This is a genomic window from Brevundimonas albigilva, assembly GCF_023573565.1.
Classification (GTDB): domain Bacteria; phylum Pseudomonadota; class Alphaproteobacteria; order Caulobacterales; family Caulobacteraceae; genus Brevundimonas; species Brevundimonas albigilva.
In genome coordinates this window covers 620,001-637,215 of the sequence record NZ_CP097649.1, presented here as the reverse complement: position 1 = coordinate 637,215, position 17,215 = coordinate 620,001, and the positions used below count along the sequence as shown (strand labels likewise).

Here is a 17,215-nt window from a genome sequence, read left to right as displayed (position 1 = left end):
GCCGAATCTCTTCGTTTCTGGATAAAAGAAAGACGGGCGGGACGACGGGCGTCCCGCCCAGGCCAGAGCGGGGGAAGACGCGCCCTAGAACCGGTAGTTGACGCCGAACAGGAACTGCCGGCCGTACTCTTCGTAGGTTTCCGGCAATGCGCCGCCGTCCGCCGTGGTGACGCCGCCGCCGTCGATGCCGATCCGCGTGCGATAGGGCGAGTTCGTCAGGTTGTTGACCTGGAACAGTAGGCCCAGTCCCTCCAGCGGCCCCTCCTCGAAGGTGTAGCCGATCTGGGCGTCGATCTGCTCGTCGTCGAGAATTTCCGTGTAGCCGCGCGTGGCGAACAACTGGACCACTTCGCCCTTGAACGCCTCGCGGAACCGCTTGGAGATGCGGGCCTGGAAGCCGTTCCTCTCGTAGTAGCCGGTGATGTTGTAGACCGTGCCCGACAGGCCCGGGATGCGCACCGTCTGTCCGTCCGGGGCCGGATTCAGGTCCGACTCCGTAAAGGAGATGCTGCCCAGCACGCCCAGGCCGTCCAGCGGCTCCCACACCGTGCCGAAGTTCAGCGCCCCGCTGATCTCCAGTCCCTGCACCGTGCCGCCGTCGCCGTTGGCCGGCAGGCTGATCTGCCCGATGGGACTGATGATCGCGCCCGTCTCCAGGATGGCGGATGCGGTGGACGGCAAGGGAATGCCGGTGAAGTCGAACGTGCCGTTCTGGACGTAGATGTAGCTTTCCAGATCCTTGTAGAAGCCCGCGATCGACAGATAGGTCGTGGCGTCCACGTACCACTCATAGGCCAAGTCGAAGGCGTTCGCCCGCCACGGCTCAAGCTCCGGATTGCCGCCCGAGGCCGACCACGGATTGACCACCTGCCCCGGCTGGCAGCTCTGCCCGGTGCAGACCAGGGAGTTGAAGCCCGGCGTGACATTGGCCCGCATCTCGTCCATGCGCGGCCGCGCCATGGTGCGAGAGGCGGCGAACCGAATGCGCTGTCCGCGGCCCAGGTCGTAGATCAGGTTCAGGCTGGGCAGGATGTCGAGATAATCCGCCCCCTTCGTCACCGAGGTTGGCACGATCGGCTGTCCCGCCTCCGTGCCATTGATGACGACGCCGGTGGACTCCTGGTGTTGGCCCACGAACTGCATGCCGACGTTGCCGCGCCAGTTCCCGCCCTCGAAGTCCAGCTTGACGAAGGCGGTCGTGACCTCTTCCTCGATGTCCCAGTTCTTGTCGTAGAAGTTGGCGTCCAGGATCGGCGCCCGGTCGTAATAGACGTCCAGCGCGCGCTCCAGATCGATCGACAGCACCTCGCCGAAGCCGGCCCAGTCCAGCGAGGTCGGCGTCACCAGATATTGCGGATCGACCAGCACCTGCTGACGTCCGTTCTTCAGGAACAGGTCGAAGTCGTCGACCCGCTTGGACTTGTCGCGGTTGGCCCAGTTCACCCCGTAGGTGAGGGTGTGGAAGAAGCCGTCCATCGTCGTCTCGCCCTTGACGTCGAAGGCAAGGATGCTCTCTTCGACATCCGGGAAGCGAATGGCGCCATCGTGCGCCCAGCCGCCCCACGGCGCGCGGTCGCCCAGCGTCACCTGGGAGGCGTCGGCGTAGTCCAGTCCTTCCGAATAGGTCGGATAGCCGTCGTCGTTGATGACGAAGTCGATCACGTCATAGGTGCGGCCGACGTCCGGCGTCGCCCCCGACACGCCGCCCACGCCCTGGCCGTAGCCGGCGTAGGTCTCGAGGATCTGCTCGGTCCGCTGATTGGTCGAATACGACAGGTCGGCGACGATCCGTGTCCGGTCGCTCAGCTGGTATTCGGTGTTCAGGCCGGCCGAGAAAATCTCGTCCTGGCGGGTATTGTAGTCGTTGCGGATGATCGGGACGGCGTTGTGGTGCGTGCCGCTGCGCGCGATCAGAGACCCGCCGACATCCTCAGCGACGACATCGGTGAAATAGGCGCCGTCCGCCCAGCCGTTGGAGAACCACTGCGCGCCGCGCGTCGCAGCTTCCTGGTCGAACTTGGAATAATAGAGGTCCAGGACCGACCGCAGCCGGTCGTTCGGCCGCCACTCGATGATGCCGATGGCCGCATCACGCTGATTCAGACGCGAGGTGGCGAAGATTTCCTGCCCGTTCACGATCAGGGCGGCGTCGGCCGCGTCCGGCGTCACCGTATTGGGCGAACAGGGCGCCACGTCGTCGGGATTGGGCTGGCACACGCCGCCGAAGGCCTCGTAGTTGTAGGCCTTGAAGTGCTGGTTCTGGGACGGGGAATCCAGGTGAGCGTAGCCGAAGGCCACGCCCAGGGTGTCGTCCATGAACTGGTCGATATAGCTGATCGAGAAACGGCCGCCGTAGTTGCGCATGTCGTCGTTCAGCGCGTCGCCCTCGGTCATCTCGCCGCGCAGGTTCATCGCCAGGGCGCGGTCGCCGAACTCCAGCGGACGCACGGTGCGCAGGTCCGCCGTGCCCGACAGGCCCATGCCCGAAATCTCGGCGTCCGGCGACTTGTAGATCACCACGCCGGACAGCAGTTCCGACGGATACTGGTCGAACTCCACCGCCCGGTTGTCGCCCGAACTGGCCTGCTGGCGACCGTTCAGCAGGGTGGTGGTGAAGTCCGGCGCCAGGCCGCGAATGGAAATGACCTGGGCGCGTCCGTTGACCCGCTGCGCCGCGAGCCCGGGCAGGCGCGCAATCGACTCCGCGATCGAAACGTCCGGCAGCTTGCCGATGTCCTCGGCCGACACCGCCTCGACGATCGAGGTCTCGTTCCGCTTGGTGGCGATCGAATCCGCCAGGCCCCGCCGCAGGCCGGTGACTACGATCTCTTCGACCTCGGTCGGCTGGCTGGCGTCCGCCGGCTCCGTCGCCTGCTGGGCCAGGGCGGCCCCCGGCAGCCCCGCCGCCAGCGCCAGAAGAGACGCGGTCAACCGCAGTCGCGACCTTCCCTTCGAACGTGTTTCATCAAAGCCAGCGAATGCGCTGCCCATGGCTCTCCCCTTCCGTTCCCTCGACACGCCTTGGCGGCATGCCCCTATTTCATTGGCGCTGTTGGAAGCGCTTCCATAACCCTATCGCATCTTGGAGGAACTGCAAGTCCAATGGCGGTGTCTCAGCGGGCCTGCCGATCTGGATGGGAGGTCAGGACGGCGCCAGTGCGGTCACGGGCAAAGCGGCGTCCAGCGGACAGGGTCCCAGAGGCGATCCGCTCACCGCGCCGTTGCGGCCAGCAGACCGATCGGGGGCGGCGTGGCCGGCATCCTTGGCGGCCGGACGACCGCTTGGCGCTTCCGTTCTTCGAAGGCGGCGACGGAGTCCGCCATCTCCTCGGCCAGCCATTGCGTGGCGCGGTCGGCGAGGGACCGATCATGCCACGCGACATAATAGTCGAAGGTCGGCAGCGGGATCGGCGGCTCGAAGGTGTCCAGGTCGTAAACCCGGGCGAAGTGACGCGCCGCCTTCGACGGCAGGATGGCCAGGGCGTCGGTGTCGGCCACCATGAAGGGCACGCTGGCGAAGCTCGGGGCCGCCATCAGCACCTTCCGGCCCTGGCCTTCGCCGGCCAGGTGCTCCAGGGGATCGCTGAAGCCGTCGCCGACCAGGGCCGTGACATGCGGCCAGTCGAACAGATTGTCCGGCGTCAGCGCGACAGCCGAGGCGGGGTGCCCGCGTCGCATCAGGCCCAGGCGGCTTTCGGTGAACAGCTTGCGGAAGCGGACGCCGTTGCCCTCGGGCGGATAGCCGATGACGACGAGGTCCAGCCGCCCCTCGGCCAGCCGGCGCAGGCTGTTGGCGGACAGGGCCTCGATCTCCATCGAGGCGCCGGGCGCCGCCTCGGCCAGGGCCGGAGCCACGGGCCGGATCACGCTGAGGATGCCGAAGTCCGTGGAGGCGATGCGGAAGGTGCGGTCCAGGCTGGCGGGATCGAACGCCGCCGGCCGCAACATGGCCTCCCCCTGGCTCAGCCAGCCCTTCAGCGGACCCGCCAGCGCCTCGGCCCGCGGCGTCAGGACCATGCCGCCGCGCCCGCGCACCAGCAGCGGATCGTCCAGCTGGTCCCGCAGGCGCGCCAGGATGCGGCTCATCGCGGGCTGGCTGACGCCCAGACGGTCGGCCGCGCGCGAGACGCTCCTGGTCTCCAGCAGGATTTCCAGGCTGGACAGAAGGCGCAGGTCCAGGCGGCGCGCGAGGTGCAAGGCGGTGGTCTCCATTATGTGACGCGCGCATGAGCCTCATGCCGAGGTCGTCATGGCCCGTTCTGCGAATGACTATTAGATGCGCCCGGCTCCGCTTTCAAAGGCGGAGCCTGACCGATCTCGGCGGCGGATCGACGCAGGTCGAACGCTGTCGCGCCGTCTTCACCAGGGGAGCTTCATGCCTGTCTTCACGACCCGACCGCGTGTCCTGAGCGCCGTCCTTCTCGCCACCACCGCCCTGTGCGCTTCGGGCGCCCGGGCCCAGAACACGGTCCAGAACACGGTCCAGGCCACGGCGCCGTCGGAACTGGAGGAAGTGGTGGTCACCGCCGCCGGGCGCGAGCAGCAGGTCAAGGACGCGCCGGCCTCCATCAGCGTCATCACGCGCGAAACCCTGGAGCGCAGCCCCTACACCCAGATCACCGACGTGCTGCTGGACGTGCCCGGCGTCACCGTGACGCCTGGCGAGGGCAACAGCCGCGACATCTCCATCCGCGGCCTGGGCAGCGCCTACACCCTGATCCTGGTGGACGGGAAGCGCCTGAACTCGCGCGAGTCGCGCACCAACGGCGGCAACATCGCCGAAAGCGGCCTGCTGCCGCCGGTTGAGATGATCGAGCGCATCGAGGTGGTGCGCGGCCCGATGTCGTCCCTCTACGGCTCCGACGCGATGGGCGGGGTGATCAACGTCATCACCCGCCGCATCGGCGACGAATGGACCGGCAGCGTCCGCGTCAACGGCACGGCGCAGACGGACGGCGACTACGGCGACTATTACGACGCCAGCGTGTACGCCAGCGGGCCGCTGATCGCCGACACCCTGGGCCTGCAGCTGTCGGCGTCGATGAACCGCCGCGCCGAGGACGACATCCTGACCGCCTCGCCCGAGCGCAAGGACGACAGCCTGTCCGCCAAGCTGGGCTGGAGCCTGAACCCGAACCACGACCTGCTGTTCGAGGCCGCCTACTACGATCAGGAGTCCATCCAGACGGCGGGCCGCACCACCGAGATCACCGAAGACGCGCCGGAAGGCACGAAATCGATCCAGAGCCAGGAGCGCTTCGTCTATTCGATCAACCACTCGGGCGTCTGGGGCCGCTCCACGTCCCAGTCCTTCGTCCAGTTCGAGGACGCGACCCGCAAGGAAACCGACGTCAACATCAAGAACACGGTCGCCCAGACGGCCTGGATCGTGCCGATCGGCGCGCACATCCTGAACATCGGGGCCTACTACAACTTCGCCGACCTGTATGCGCCCAGCGGCAACGGCCTGACCGTCGACGGCAATGTCCGCGACGCGGCCGACCGGACCCAATGGGCCCTGTTCGCCGAAGACGAATGGAGCCTGACCTCCCGCTTCGCCCTGACCGCCGGCGTGCGCCTGGATGACCACGACCTCTATGGCTCGCAGGTCTCGCCGCGCCTGTACGGCGTGTGGAAGCCCACGGACGGCCTGATCGTCAAGGGCGGCGTCTCGACCGGTTTTCGCGCGCCCGACATCCGCCAGACCCTGGCCGACTGGGGCCAGAACAGCCGGGGCGGCACCATCTACGGCAACCCGGACCTGGAGGCCGAGACCTCGCTGACCTACGAGGGCAGCGTCATCTATACGGTCTCGCCGCGCGTCGAGATCGGGCTGACGGCCTACCAGACCGACTTCAAGGACAAGATCCTGCGCGTCACCTGCCTGGAGGCCCAGGCCTGGTGCGTTGACGAGCCGCTGAGCTCCATCGGCCGCCCGCCCACGACCTACGTCAACATCGACGACGCGCGCATCCAGGGACTTGAGGCGACGCTGGACGCCCGCCTCACCGACAGCATGACGCTGAAGGCCACCGGCACCCTGACCGATTCCGAACAGCTGACGGGCGCCCAGGCCGGGGCGTCGCTGAACCAGACGCCGGAATCGCAGGGCAGCGTCGCCCTGACCTTCCGCCCGCGCCACGCCCGGGTCAGCGGCTTCATCCGCGCCATCTACTACGGCCAGGAACTGCAATCGACGGTGCAGCCCAGCGGGTCGAACATCCTGGCCCCGGCCTACACCACCGTCGACGTCGGCGGCTCCTACAGGCTCGACGACAAGGTGACGCTGCGTGCGGGCATCCAGAACCTCTTCAACCACGAGATGAACTACGAGGAATACGGCTACGTCAACGACAAGGCCCGTGTCTGGGCCGGTCTGACCGCCCGCTTCTGATCCAGGCCGAAGGAACCATGACCATGATCCGCGACATCGCCGCTTCCGCCGCCGTCCTGGCGCTTCTGGGCGCCGCCCTGCCCGCCTCTTCCGCCCTGGCCCAGTCGGCCGCGGCCTTTCCCGCGCCGGCCAAGACCTTCGAGGGCCGGGTCGGGTTCGCCGCCGCGACGCGGGGCCAGCCCATCCTGCCCGGCGCCGAAGTGACGGCCACGGGCCAGGGCTTCGCGCCCGGCCAGACCGTGCGGCTGCTGCACGGAACCACGCCCCTGACGCCCGACCTGACCGCCGACGCCGAGGGCGGCTTCGAGGCCCGCTTCCGCCTGCCCGCCGACGCGGCCGTGGGCGTCCACCCGCTGGTGGTCGTGTCGCCCGCCCCCTACGCCGCCGTCGTGGCCGAGCTGAAGGTGTCGCCGGCCATCCCGGCCTCGGGCGAGGACCGCTACGACATCCTGCGCGGCGCGGCGACGCGCGGCCTCTATCAGTCGGCCTACAGCGCCAAGAACGACGCGATCTTCGTCACCTCGGCCGTGGGCCGCCCGCCGGTGCGCCAGTCCGAGCTGCTGCGCATGGACGCCGACACCCTGGCCATCGAGGCGCGCATGACGCCGGCCCCGGCGCCGGCGCGCGTCGGACGCGACGGCGCGCCCGCCGACGGCGGCCTGTTCGCGGTGTATGGCGTCGGCGTGGACGACGCGCACGACACCGTCTGGGTGACGCAGAGCCGCCAGAACACCGTGGCGGTCTATCGCCAGTCCGACCTGTCCCTGGTGCGCCAGTTCGATCCGGGCACGGTCAACCACGCCCGCGACGTCGTCGTGGACCAGGCCCTGAACAAGGCCTACGCCAGCGCCACCTTCGAGCCGGAAGTCGTCGTCTTCGACACCGCCCGGCCCGAGGTCGCCCGCCGCATCGCCATCGCCTCGACCGTGCGCGGCGAGCGGTTCTCGGCCGCCAGCCTGTCGCTGAACGCCGAGGCGCACCGCCTCTATGTCGTCAGCAACAGCACCAACGAGGTCGCCGTCATCGACACCCGCACGGACGCGGTGCTGAAGGTCCTGCCCGTCCCCGGCGCCCGCAGCGCCATCGGCGTGTCGCACGATCCCCGGACCGGCCGGATCTTCGTGGCCGCGCAGGGGTCCGACAATGTGGTGATCCTGGACGGCGAGACCGGCGCCGTGGTCGCCGACACGCCGGTCGGCGCCGGCGCCCTGAACGTCGTCTTCGATCCGGTCAGCCGCCAGGCCTTCGTGGCCAATCGCGGCTCCAGCACGATCGCGGTCGTCGATGCGGACGGCCGGCTGCTGGCCAGTCTGGATGGCGCGCCCCAGGCCAATCACGTCGCGACCGACGGCCGGGGGGTGATCTATGCGGTGACCAAGGGCGGCGAACAGGACGACGCCAACACCGTCTGGCGCATCACGCCGCGCCGCTGAGGCCGGCATGACGGCGTCCTCGGCCGAGAGGCTGGCCGGCGTGCTGAAGGCGCGCGGTCACCTGGTGAACCCGGAGCGCGCCGCCGTGCTCCGGGCCTTCGCCGCCGCGGATCGGCCGGTTCACGCCGAGCAACTGTGGCTCGACGCGCGCCGGCATGGTCCCGTTTCCCGCGCCACGGTCTCGCGCACGCTGAACCTGCTGCGCGACGCCGGCGTGGCGGAGTTGTCGGCGCGGGACGGCCGCCGACATTATTTCAGCCTGAAGGGCGCCGCGCGCCGCATCACCCTGGTCGACGCCAGCGCCGGCGCCGTCCGCCAGATCGAGGCTCCGGACGCCCTGGACGCGCTTCACGCCGCCCTGACCCGGGCCGGCTTCGCCCTGGCCGAAGGCGTCGAGGTGCGGGTCACGCCCCTGCCCGCCCGGCCGGACCTTCAGGCCTGAACACGGGGGAGCGGCGTCGCAAGAGACGCCGCCCTTGCCCTCGACCGTGCGGCGCACAGACGCATCAATTTCACGACCTGGGGGCTGGCCTCAGCTTCATGTGTTATTATATAACGTTTCTACAGAAACGGAGAGGCGGCACATGGCGATGCAAAGAGCGGGCGATGCGATGGGGGTTACCCTGTCGGGACTGTGCATGATCCATTGTCTGGCCCTGCCGCTGTTGGTCAGCCTGTTTCCGCTGGCGGGCGCCTGGGCCGAGGCGGCGTGGGTGCACTGGCTGTTCGCCGGCATGGCCGGACCGTTGGCCGCCTATGTGCTGAGCCTGCCCGATGCGGAGGGCCGGCGGAACTGGTCCCTGATCGGGGCCGGCGCGCTGGGCGTTGCGCTGCTGTTTCTCGCCGCGGCCGAGTTCCCGAGCCACGAGGCCGAGACGCCGATGACGATCGCGGGCGGCCTGATCCTGGCCAGCGCCCATATCGTCAACTGGCGCAAGCGAAGCCACGCCCACTGATCGGCTATGGCGCCCGCCGCAAACAGGCGCTTGAACCGGAGGGGCGGCGGGTTCAGGCCACCGCCGCCCGGATCACCCAGTCGGCGCCGCTTCGAAGACCGTCCTCGCGCCGGCACAGGGTCAGGCCCTCGGCGCGCAGGCGTTCGATCGACTGGCCCAGCCGCTCCGCCAAGCCCTGGTCGGCGATCCGGGGCAGGCGACGCCGCGCCATGTCGAGTTGGCCGTTCACCCAGGACTCCCGATAGCGGTTGGGAAACCGTCGCGCCGAGGTCACCGTGAACCCCGCCTCCGTCAGGCTGTTGACCGCCCATTCCGCCGGATATTCGCGATAGGGCGTCTCATCGGCCAGCGTCAGGCAGACATCGCGCATCCGCCCAATGGCCCGCACCATGCGATCGGCCTCGGTGTCGACCGGGCCGACGACATAGGGGTCCAGACCGACCACATAGAGGACGCCGCCGACATGGGGCTTCAGCCGCCGGAACAGCTGCGCCTGGAAATAGGGCGAAAAGCCCTCCACCGCCCCCAGCAGATAGTCGGCCAGGACCGTGTCGAACCGGTCCCCGGCCAGCAGTCCTTCGTCGGTCCAGTTCCCGACCACCAACCGGTCCTGCGGGCGTAGGGCCGCGCCGGCCCGATCCCGCACCTGGGCCGCATGGCCGGCCGATCCGGTCACGCCGACCCAGCGCTCGGTCTTGAGCGCCGTGCTCCACAGGCTGGAGTTCACGCCCGTGCCGGCGTCCAGGAAGCCGCCCCAGGGCGTGCGTCCCTGCAGCGCCTCGACATGTCCGAACAGCGCGGAGGCCATGCCGCTCAGGCGGCCTGTTCGAACGGCGGCCGAGCGGGCTCCAGCGCGCGCGTGCGGCACTCCAGCCGCGCGTCCATGCCCGCCAGCAGGCGGGCCGCCGCCTTGAGCGTCATGTGCTCGGGCCGGCTCAGCCAGTAGTGCACCCGCTCTCGCTGCAGACCCATGCGACGGGCCAGCTCGGCCTGGGTCAGCCCCTCCTCGTCCCGACGCCGCGCGAAGGCGCGATGCACCTCCCTCCAGATCTCTTCCTGAAGGTCCCGTGCGACATCCTGCCCCATCCCAGATCGGCTCATTCCTTCGGTCACGCCCTTGAGTAACGATACGGTATAACATAGCCAAAAGCCCTCTTTCGAAAACGGGGGTGCGACAATGCGTTCCAAGACCATGCTTCTATCCGCCGCGGCAGCGGCCGCTGTCGCCACCGGCGTTCAGGCCAAGACAGCCTATCAGTCCGGACCGGGCGTCCCGCAGTTGCAGGAGGTGGTGGTCACCGCCGATCCCCTGGGACGGTCGCGCGACGCCGTCGTCTCCAACGTCGCGGTGCTGGCCGGCGACGACCTGGTCCATCGCCGCGAGGCGACCCTGGGCGACACGCTGAATGGCCTGCCGGGGGTCAGTTCCGACACCTTCGGCGGCGGCGCCAGCCGGCCCGTGATCCGGGGCCAGACCGCCCCGCGCGTCAAGGTGCTGACGGACGGTTCGGCCCTGATGGACGCCTCGGAGGTGTCGCCCGATCACGCGGTGGGCGGCGAGCCCCTGCTGCTGGACCGGGTGGAGATCCTGCGGGGTCCCAGCGCCCTTCTCTATGGCGGCGGCGCCATCGGCGGCGCGGTCAACCTGATCGACAAGAAGGTGCCGACTGCCGTGCCGGCGAACGGCGGCGAAGGGGTCGCCGAGGTGCGTCTCGGCTCGGCCGACAACGAGGAGGCGGCGGTCGCGGGCCTGACCGCCGGCGGAAACGGCTTCGCCGTGCGGGTCGAGGCCGCCACGCGCAGCACCGACGACTACGAGATCCCGGACGGTGACGAGGACGTGCTGGACGGCTCGTTCAATAGCTCGTCCACCGGCACGCTGGGCCTGTCGTGGATCGGCTCGCGCGGCTACCTGGGCGCGGCCTTCACCGAACAGCGCAGCGAATATGGACTGCCGGGCCACAGTCATGAGTACGAGGACTGCCATCCGCACGGCTCCAGCCTGCACTGCGGCGGCCATGACCATGACGAGGACGACCATGACCACGATCACGACCATGACCACGAGCATGAACACGAACACGTGCCGACCGTCGACCTGGTGAGCCGACGCGTCGACGTACGCGGCGAGTTGCGCGATCCCTTCGCGGGCGTGGAGCGCATCCGTTTCCGCGGCGGCTACACCGACTACCAGCACGACGAGATCGACGACGGGACGGTCGCCACCACCTTCTCCAACACCGGCTACGACGCGCGCCTGGAGGTGCAGCACGCGCCCGTCGCCGGCTTGCGCGGCGTGATCGGCGGCCAGGTCTCGCGCAGCGACTTCGCCGCCGACGGCCTGGAATCGTTCGTCCAGCCCAGCGAGACCGAGACGGCCGCCGTGTTTCTGCTGGAGACCTACGATCTGGGCGACTGGAACCTGGAGGGCGCGCTCAGGCAGGAATGGCAGACCTCACGCGTTCCGGGCGGAACGCCGGCCAGCCGCTACCCGGAACGCGACTTCCAGCCCTTCTCCGCCTCGGTCGGCGCCAGCTGGCGTTTCGCGCCCGACTACGCCCTGTCCCTGTCGGTCGCCCGCTCCCAGCGGTCCCCGAACGTCCAGGAGCTCTACGCCCGGGGGGTGCACCTGGCGACCAACACCTATGAGATGGGATCGGCCGATCTGGACGAGGAAACGGTCGTCTCGGCCGAACTGGGGATCAAGAAGACGCGCGGCGACACCACCTTCGCCGCCAGCGCCTATCGCTACGCCTATGACGGCTACATCTACGCCGACACGCTGGACCAGTTCGAGGACTTCCGCCTGATCCAGTACACCCAGGCGGACGCGACCTTCACCGGCGTCGAGGGCGAAGCGACCCATCGCTTCGCGCCGGGCCTGTCGGCCACCGTGTTCGGCGACTACGTCCAGGCGGAGTTGGATGACGGCGGCGACCTGCCCCGCATCCCGGCGGCCCGCCTCGGCGCCCGCGGCGATCTTGTCCAGGGCCCCTGGTCCGGCTCGCTGGAATACATCCGCGTCTTCGAACAGGATCGGATCGCCGACTATGAGACGACGACGCCGGGCTACGACATGGTCAACGCCACGGCGGCCTACGACTTCGACCTGGGGCCGGTCGGCGCCCAGGTCTATGTGCGCGGAACCAACCTGCTGGACGAACGGGCGCTGAACCACGCCTCCTTCATCAGCACCCTGGCGCCGCTGCGCGGCCGCAACTTCGTCCTGGGCCTGCGCGCGCGGTTCTGAGGCGCAAGGCGGAGGCGACAGGATCGCCTCCGCCGACCGCCCGGACGCCCTGCGTTCAGGACGCCTGAGGCGACGACGTCACCGCGGCGGCGCTCGCTCGTCGGAGCGGCGTGATCGTGTGGAAATCGCTGGAATGGAAGATCAGCGGCAGCACGCCGTCGGCGGCGGCGGACCGGTGGAGCCGAAGGAGGACGATGTCGTGGTCGCCCGCCTCGATCTCCTTGTCGATCGAGCATTCCAGCCAGGCCGTCGCGCTCGCCAGAAACAGGGCGCCGCTGGCCCCCGCCTCATAATCCAGGCCTGAGAACCGCTGCTCTCCGCGCTGCGCCAGTTGGCGCGCCGCCACGGCGTGGCTGTCGCCGAGAAAGGAAATGCCGAGGCGTTCGCGCGTACGCAGTCGCCGCCAGGTCCAGGAGCCGTGCTTGACGCACACCGACACCAGGGGCGGATCGAGCGAGACCGCGACGAAGGCGCTGGCGGTCATGCCGAGCGGTTGATCGTCATCCATGGCGCACAGGGCGGTGACGCCGGTCGGGAACCGCCCGAACAGCCGACGCAGATCGGTCTGTTCGGTGATGTCGCTGAGGGGGGTCATGTGCGGGACCTCGTTGCGCGCCGCGTCATGCGGGCGCCGTGACCGGCCGGACCGCCTCTTCCGGCCGCCGGCTGTAACGCCGGGCCAGGGCGGCGCAGACCATCAGCTGCATCTGGTGGAACAGCATCAGCGGCAGGACGATCAGGCCCACCGTGGCGGCCGGAAAGATGATGTTGGCCATCGGCAGGCCGCTGGCCATGCTCTTCTTCGAACCGCAGAAGACGATGGCGATCTCGTCCTCGACGCTGAAGCGCAGAAGGCGGCTGGCCGCGGTCGTGAAGACCAGGACGATCGCCAGCATCAGGAGGTCCAGAACGACCACCAGCGCCAGGCTTTGCGGCGTGACCTGGCTCCAGATCCCGGCCACCACCCCGGCGCTGAAGGCCGAATAGACCACCAGCAGGATCGACCCGCGATCCACCAGCATCGTCAGCGTCCTCTGCCGGGTGAACCAGTCGCCGACGATCGGCCTGGCGACCTGACCCAGCACGAACGGCAGCAGGATCTGCAAGGCGATGTCGCGAACGGCGTCCAGCGACAGGCCGCCGGACTGGGCGCTGAGGAACATCGTGGCCAGCACCGGCGTGATCACCACCCCGGCCAGATTGGACACCGATGCGCAGCAGATCGCGGCCGGGACGTTGCCGCGCGCGATCGAGGTGAAGGCGATCGAGGACTGCACCGTCGAGGGCAACAGACACAGGAACAGCAGGCCGGTGACCAGGCCGTCGTCCAGATGACCGCGCGTCAGGGCGACGATCCCCAGCCCGATCACGGGGAAGACGACGAAGGTCGTGGCGAAGACCAGGCCTTGCAGCCGCCAGTGGGTGATCCCCGCCCAGATCGCCGCCGGCGAAATCTTCGCGCCATAGATGAAGAACAGGATCGCGATGGCGGCGTGCACCACCACGTCCAGCACGTCCTTGCCGGCGCCGCGCGCGGGCAGCACCGCCGCCAAGACCACCATGGCCATGATGGCGAGGATATACGGGTCCAGCCGCAGCCGGTTCAGCAACGCGGTCATGCCGATCAGGCCGCCTGTTCTTTCCGCAGGATTTCGGCGCCCGCGCCCAGGGCCTTCAGCTTGCCGTTGGCGACCCGGCGCGACAGGGGTGTCATGCCGCAGTTGGTCGATGGATAGAGCTTGTCCGCGTCGACGAACTGGAGCGCCTTCCTCAGGGTGTCGGCGACCTCCTCGGGCGTTTCGACGATGTCCGAGGCCACGTCGATGGCGCCGACCATGACCTTCTTGCCCCGGATAAGTTCGATCAGGTCCATCGGCACGTTCGAGTGGTGGCATTCCAGCGAGACGATATCGATGCTCGATTTCTGCAGGTTGGGGAAGGTCTCCTCATACTGGCGCCATTCGGAGCCGAGGGTCTTCTTCCAGTCGGTGTTGGCCTTGATGCCGTAGCCGTAGCAGATGTGGACGGCGGTTTCGCATTTAAGACCCTCGGCCGCCCGCTCCAGCGCAGCGATCCCCCAGTCGTTGGCCTCTTCGAAGAAGACGTTGAAGGCCGGCTCGTCGAACTGGACGATGTCGACCCCCGCGGCCTCCAGCTCCCGCGCCTCTTCGTTCAGGATCCTGGCGAACTCCCAGGCCAGCTTCTCGCGGCTCTGGTAGTGGGCGTCATAGAGGGTGTCGATCATCGTCATCGGCCCCGGCAGGGTCCATTTGATCGGCTGGTCGGTCTGGGCCCGCAGGAACCTGGCGTCCTCGACGAAGACCGGCTTGGAGCGCGATACGGCGCCGACCACCGTCGGCACGCTGGCGTCGTAGCGATTGCGGATGCGCACCGTCTCGCGCTTCTCGAAATCCACGCCGTCCAGGTGCTCGATGAAGGTCGTCACGAAATGCTGGCGGGTCTGTTCGCCGTCGCCGACGATGTCGATGCCCGCCTTCTGTTGATCGTCGACCGCCAGACGCAGGGCGTCCTGCTTGCCGGCGACCAGATCCTCGCCTTCCAGCTTCCAGGGCGACCAGAGCACCTCCGGCGTCGCGATCCAGGAGGGCTTGGGCAGGCTGCCGGCGGTCGAGGTGGGAAAGAGTTTGGTCATGCGTCGGGCTCGTGAATTCGGGACGGATCAGGCGGCGAAGTCGGCGGACCACTGGTCCAGGACGGCCCGGTGGGGCTTGATGAAGCGCTCCTCGACGAACCGGCCCTGTTCGACGGCCAGCCGGCTGCGCTCCTCCCGGTCATAGACGATCCGGGTCAAGGAATAGTCCTGGGCCTTCAGGCTGGGTTGATATTGCTCGGTCGCCGGGGAGTTGGCGTTGTAGATCTCGGGCCGATAGATCTTCTGGAAGGTCTCCATCGTGGCGATGGTGCTGACCAGCTCCAGATCGGTGTAATCGCCCGTCAGGTCGCCGATGTGATAGAAGGCGAACGGCGCCACGCTGCCCTTGGGCATGAAATAGCGGACCTTCATCCCCATCTTCGCGAAATACTGATCGGTCGGCGAGAACGCGTCGTTCTCATATTCCATACCCAGCACGGGGTGCTCGGCGCCGGTCCGGTGATAGGTCTTGTTGCTCGACACGCTCAGGCAGATGACCGGCGGCTTGCCGAAATTGTCCCGATAGGCGGCCGACTTCAGGAAATGCTTGAACAGCTTGCCGTGCAGGTCGCCGAAGTCGGCCGGCGCGAAGGCGCCGGGATTGGCCTTCATGTGCGCCGGCAGCACCACGCTGAAGTCGTAGTCGCGGACGTAGGAGGAGAAGTTGTTGCCGACGATCCCGTCGATGCGCGCGCCGGTCTGTCGATCGACGATGGTCGTCTGAAGGATTTCGATCAGCGGGAAGCTGTCTGTCCCCTCGCCCGGGGCGACGCTCATCTCGACGGAGACGATCTGCAGTTCGACCGCATAGCGATCCCCCTTCGGATTGTCCTGAGCCGCCAGCGAGTTGAAGCGGTTGTCGATCATCCTGAGGGTGTTGCGCAGGTTCTCCTGACGGCTCTCGCCCCGGGCCAGATTGGCGAAGTTGGTCGTGATCCGCGTGTTTTCGGCAGGAACGTAGTTCTCGTCCAGCGCGGTGCGCTTGAGGGTGAAGGTGAAGTCGCTGCTCGCCATGCTCTTTGCCGTTGATGCTGTGGCGAGACAGCAGGCAGGAACGCGCGACCGCTCGCACGCGGGATCGTCCCGTGCCGGCGCTCATGCGGCCTGACCGACACCCCGCCGGAGGACGTTATCTGTCGGGGCAGGTCTCCTGGCTCGCGGGTCACGGCTTCCGGTCCGGCCTTCCCAACGCCCGGGGGCGTCAGTGACACGAGATGGACCTTCGGCTCGCCGCTCACAGTTGCGGGGGCAGCGCCGGAATCAACGCAGCAAGCGTTCCACCGGCTTCCCTCTTAGCTCCGCCCAGCCCGAAAGCCGCGCGCAGAACCTCGACGCCGCTACCCTGCCACAGGCGCCGGCGAAGTCAAGAATGATATAAGGATATCCTTATATGTTTATTTCCCATAGGCGACCCTGGCCGCCGCGTCGGCCTCACGTCAGGACGCCGCGTGCTGATCGGCGTGAAGACGCACCTGACCTGCCGGATCGCGGAAATGCACCTTCCCTGCAGGCCTGCAACAAGGTGGCCAAGGACGTTTCGTGCGCCGGGCTATCGCGTTTTCTCCGGCACGGAATCCAGACAAGTAAAACCCCCGCGGCGGCTGCCGGCGGGGGTTCTGATATTCGGCTCACTTTGGAAAGTGAGGTGACATTGGGTGCGGGAGCAGGATTTGAACCTGCGACCTTCAGGTTATGAGCCTGACGAGCTACCGGGCTGCTCCATCCCGCGGCGAACGGTAGGATCGTGAGGAAGAACGGTTCGAGCCTGGCCTCAAGTCGCGCGAAGCGCGGTAGGCCAAGGATAATCGCTTCATTCGGCTGTCCGCCTGGTAGACCCGGCGGCGACCTACTCTCCCGCGCCTTAAGACGAAGTACCATTGGCTCTGGAGGGCTTAACGACCGAGTTCGGAATGGGATCGGGTGGGGAACCTCCGACATAGCCACCAGGTCAACGAGGCGGACAGCGGAATGAAGAGAAGACATTGTCTGAGATTGCTTCGGTCAAGGAAGCAATCATCGAATGAGTTTTGCTGAGAAACGATCAAACCGATCGGATTATTAGTACCAGTAAGCTACACGCGTCGCCGCGCTTCCACACCTGGCCTATCAACGTGGTAGTCTTCCACGATCCTCAGCGAAGCCTTGTTTTGAGGTTAGTTTCCCGCTTAGATGCTTTCAGCGGTTATCTATTCCATACTTAGCTACCCTGCTGCGCAGCTGGCGCCACGACAGGTCCACCAGAGGTATGTCCATCCCGGTCCTCTCGTACTAGGGACAGATCCTCTCAAGCTTCGAACACCCACGGCAGATAGGGACCAAACTGTCTCACGACGTTCTGAACCCAGCTCACGTACCACTTTAAATGGCGAACAGCCATACCCTTGGGACCTGCTCCAGCCCCAGGATGTGATGAGCCGACATCGAGGTGCCAAACTTTGCCGTCGATATGGACTCTTGGGCAAAATCAGCCTGTTATCCCTAGAGTACCTTTTATCCGTTGAGCGATGGCCCTTCCACGCGGGACCACCG

General features: G+C 67.5%; 13 protein-coding genes, 1 tRNA gene, 2 rRNA genes and 1 riboswitch (1 of these 17 running past the window's edge). Of the genes, 5 read left to right on the top strand and 11 right to left on the bottom strand.

Annotated features, from left to right (window positions below; genetic code table 11):
• Positions 1-84 precede the first annotated feature (84 nt).
• On the bottom strand, positions 85-2,991 hold the full coding sequence (locus tag M8231_RS03170; protein WP_431307121.1) for a TonB-dependent receptor: 2,907 nt from the start codon (positions 2,989-2,991) through the stop codon (positions 85-87).
• A gap of 219 nt (positions 2,992-3,210) precedes the next feature.
• Positions 3,211-4,197 carry a LysR family transcriptional regulator gene (locus M8231_RS03165; protein ID WP_250202237.1) on the bottom strand — a complete coding sequence of 329 codons (987 nt, stop codon included), beginning with the start codon at positions 4,195-4,197 and terminating at the stop codon, positions 3,211-3,213.
• Between the two features lie 178 nt (positions 4,198-4,375).
• Here M8231_RS03165 and M8231_RS03160 point away from each other — a divergent pair, with 178 nt between their 5' ends.
• From M8231_RS03160 to M8231_RS03145, 4 genes are all read left to right on the top strand, one after another.
• Positions 4,376-6,394 carry a TonB-dependent receptor domain-containing protein gene (locus M8231_RS03160; RefSeq protein WP_250202236.1) on the top strand — a complete coding sequence of 673 codons (2,019 nt, stop codon included), beginning with the start codon at positions 4,376-4,378 and terminating at the stop codon, positions 6,392-6,394.
• Between the two features lie 23 nt (positions 6,395-6,417).
• Positions 6,418-7,827 carry a YncE family protein gene (locus tag M8231_RS03155; RefSeq protein WP_249751216.1) on the top strand — a complete coding sequence of 470 codons (1,410 nt, stop codon included), beginning with the start codon at positions 6,418-6,420 and terminating at the stop codon, positions 7,825-7,827.
• A 7-nt stretch (positions 7,828-7,834) separates the two neighbouring features.
• Positions 7,835-8,269, top strand: a complete 435-nt coding sequence (locus M8231_RS03150; RefSeq protein WP_249751217.1) for a transcriptional repressor — start codon at positions 7,835-7,837, stop codon at positions 8,267-8,269.
• 142 nt (positions 8,270-8,411) lie between these two features.
• Positions 8,412-8,783 carry a MerC domain-containing protein gene (locus M8231_RS03145; RefSeq protein WP_250202235.1) on the top strand — a complete coding sequence of 124 codons (372 nt, stop codon included), beginning with the start codon at positions 8,412-8,414 and terminating at the stop codon, positions 8,781-8,783.
• A gap of 52 nt (positions 8,784-8,835) precedes the next feature.
• Here the strand turns inward: M8231_RS03145 and M8231_RS03140 are convergent, their stop codons facing one another.
• Positions 8,836-9,591 (bottom strand): class I SAM-dependent methyltransferase, encoded by a 756-nt coding sequence (locus M8231_RS03140; RefSeq protein ID WP_249751218.1) that lies wholly within the window; start codon positions 9,589-9,591, stop codon positions 8,836-8,838.
• 5 nt (positions 9,592-9,596) lie between these two features.
• Positions 9,597-9,884 (bottom strand): helix-turn-helix domain-containing protein, encoded by a 288-nt coding sequence (locus M8231_RS03135; protein ID WP_250202234.1) that lies wholly within the window; start codon positions 9,882-9,884, stop codon positions 9,597-9,599.
• Between the two features lie 76 nt (positions 9,885-9,960).
• Between M8231_RS03135 and M8231_RS03130 the strand changes: the two genes are divergently transcribed.
• Entirely contained in the window at positions 9,961-12,033 is a 2,073-nt protein-coding gene (locus tag M8231_RS03130) for a TonB-dependent receptor domain-containing protein (RefSeq protein WP_250202233.1), read from the top strand.
• Positions 12,034-12,088: 55 nt separating this feature from the next.
• On the opposite strand, the gene M8231_RS03125 is transcribed toward M8231_RS03130, so the two are convergent.
• The 7 genes from M8231_RS03125 to M8231_RS03095 form a co-directional block, all read right to left on the bottom strand.
• Positions 12,089-12,628, bottom strand: a complete 540-nt coding sequence (locus tag M8231_RS03125) for a flavin reductase family protein (protein ID WP_250202232.1) — start codon at positions 12,626-12,628, stop codon at positions 12,089-12,091.
• A gap of 25 nt (positions 12,629-12,653) precedes the next feature.
• A complete protein-coding gene (locus M8231_RS03120) occupies positions 12,654-13,652 on the bottom strand; it encodes a bile acid:sodium symporter family protein (RefSeq protein ID WP_249751221.1) in 999 nt (332 codons plus the stop codon).
• A gap of 5 nt (positions 13,653-13,657) precedes the next feature.
• Positions 13,658-14,686: a methionine synthase gene (locus M8231_RS03115; protein WP_249751222.1), complete on the bottom strand. Its 1,029-nt coding sequence runs from the start codon at positions 14,684-14,686 to the stop codon at positions 13,658-13,660.
• Positions 14,687-14,713: 27 nt separating this feature from the next.
• Positions 14,714-15,700, bottom strand: coding sequence for a DUF1852 domain-containing protein (locus M8231_RS03110; protein WP_249751223.1), 987 nt, complete (start codon positions 15,698-15,700; stop codon positions 14,714-14,716).
• Positions 15,701-15,809: 109 nt separating this feature from the next.
• A riboswitch (cobalamin riboswitch) is annotated at positions 15,810-16,032 on the bottom strand.
• 306 nt (positions 16,033-16,338) lie between these two features.
• Positions 16,339-16,415 (bottom strand) — tRNA-Met (locus tag M8231_RS03105).
• 104 nt (positions 16,416-16,519) lie between these two features.
• Positions 16,520-16,634, bottom strand: a 5S ribosomal RNA gene (rrf, locus tag M8231_RS03100).
• Between the two features lie 89 nt (positions 16,635-16,723).
• Positions 16,724-17,215, bottom strand: a 23S ribosomal RNA gene (locus tag M8231_RS03095); it runs 2,288 nt beyond the window's last position.

Excerpts from the sequence above, each read along its gene's own strand:
- M8231_RS03130 (WP_250202233.1), top strand. The coding sequence starts at position 9,961 with ATGCGTTCCAAGACCATGCTTCTATCCGCCGCGGCAGCGGCCGCTGTC.
- M8231_RS03145 (WP_250202235.1), top strand. The coding sequence starts at position 8,412 with ATGGCGATGCAAAGAGCGGGCGATGCGATGGGGGTTACCCTGTCGGGA.
- M8231_RS03125 (WP_250202232.1), bottom strand. The coding sequence starts at position 12,628 with ATGACCCCCCTCAGCGACATCACCGAACAGACCGATCTGCGTCGGCTG.
- M8231_RS03135 (WP_250202234.1), bottom strand. The coding sequence starts at position 9,884 with ATGAGCCGATCTGGGATGGGGCAGGATGTCGCACGGGACCTTCAGGAA.
- M8231_RS03155 (WP_249751216.1), top strand. The coding sequence starts at position 6,418 with ATGATCCGCGACATCGCCGCTTCCGCCGCCGTCCTGGCGCTTCTGGGC.
- M8231_RS03110 (WP_249751223.1), bottom strand. The coding sequence starts at position 15,700 with ATGGCGAGCAGCGACTTCACCTTCACCCTCAAGCGCACCGCGCTGGAC.
- M8231_RS03140 (WP_249751218.1), bottom strand. The coding sequence starts at position 9,591 with ATGGCCTCCGCGCTGTTCGGACATGTCGAGGCGCTGCAGGGACGCACG.
- M8231_RS03120 (WP_249751221.1), bottom strand. The coding sequence starts at position 13,652 with ATGACCGCGTTGCTGAACCGGCTGCGGCTGGACCCGTATATCCTCGCC.
- M8231_RS03160 (WP_250202236.1), top strand. The coding sequence starts at position 4,376 with ATGCCTGTCTTCACGACCCGACCGCGTGTCCTGAGCGCCGTCCTTCTC.
- M8231_RS03115 (WP_249751222.1), bottom strand. The coding sequence starts at position 14,686 with ATGACCAAACTCTTTCCCACCTCGACCGCCGGCAGCCTGCCCAAGCCC.
- M8231_RS03150 (WP_249751217.1), top strand. The coding sequence starts at position 7,835 with ATGACGGCGTCCTCGGCCGAGAGGCTGGCCGGCGTGCTGAAGGCGCGC.
- M8231_RS03170 (WP_431307121.1), bottom strand. The coding sequence starts at position 2,991 with ATGGGCAGCGCATTCGCTGGCTTTGATGAAACACGTTCGAAGGGAAGG.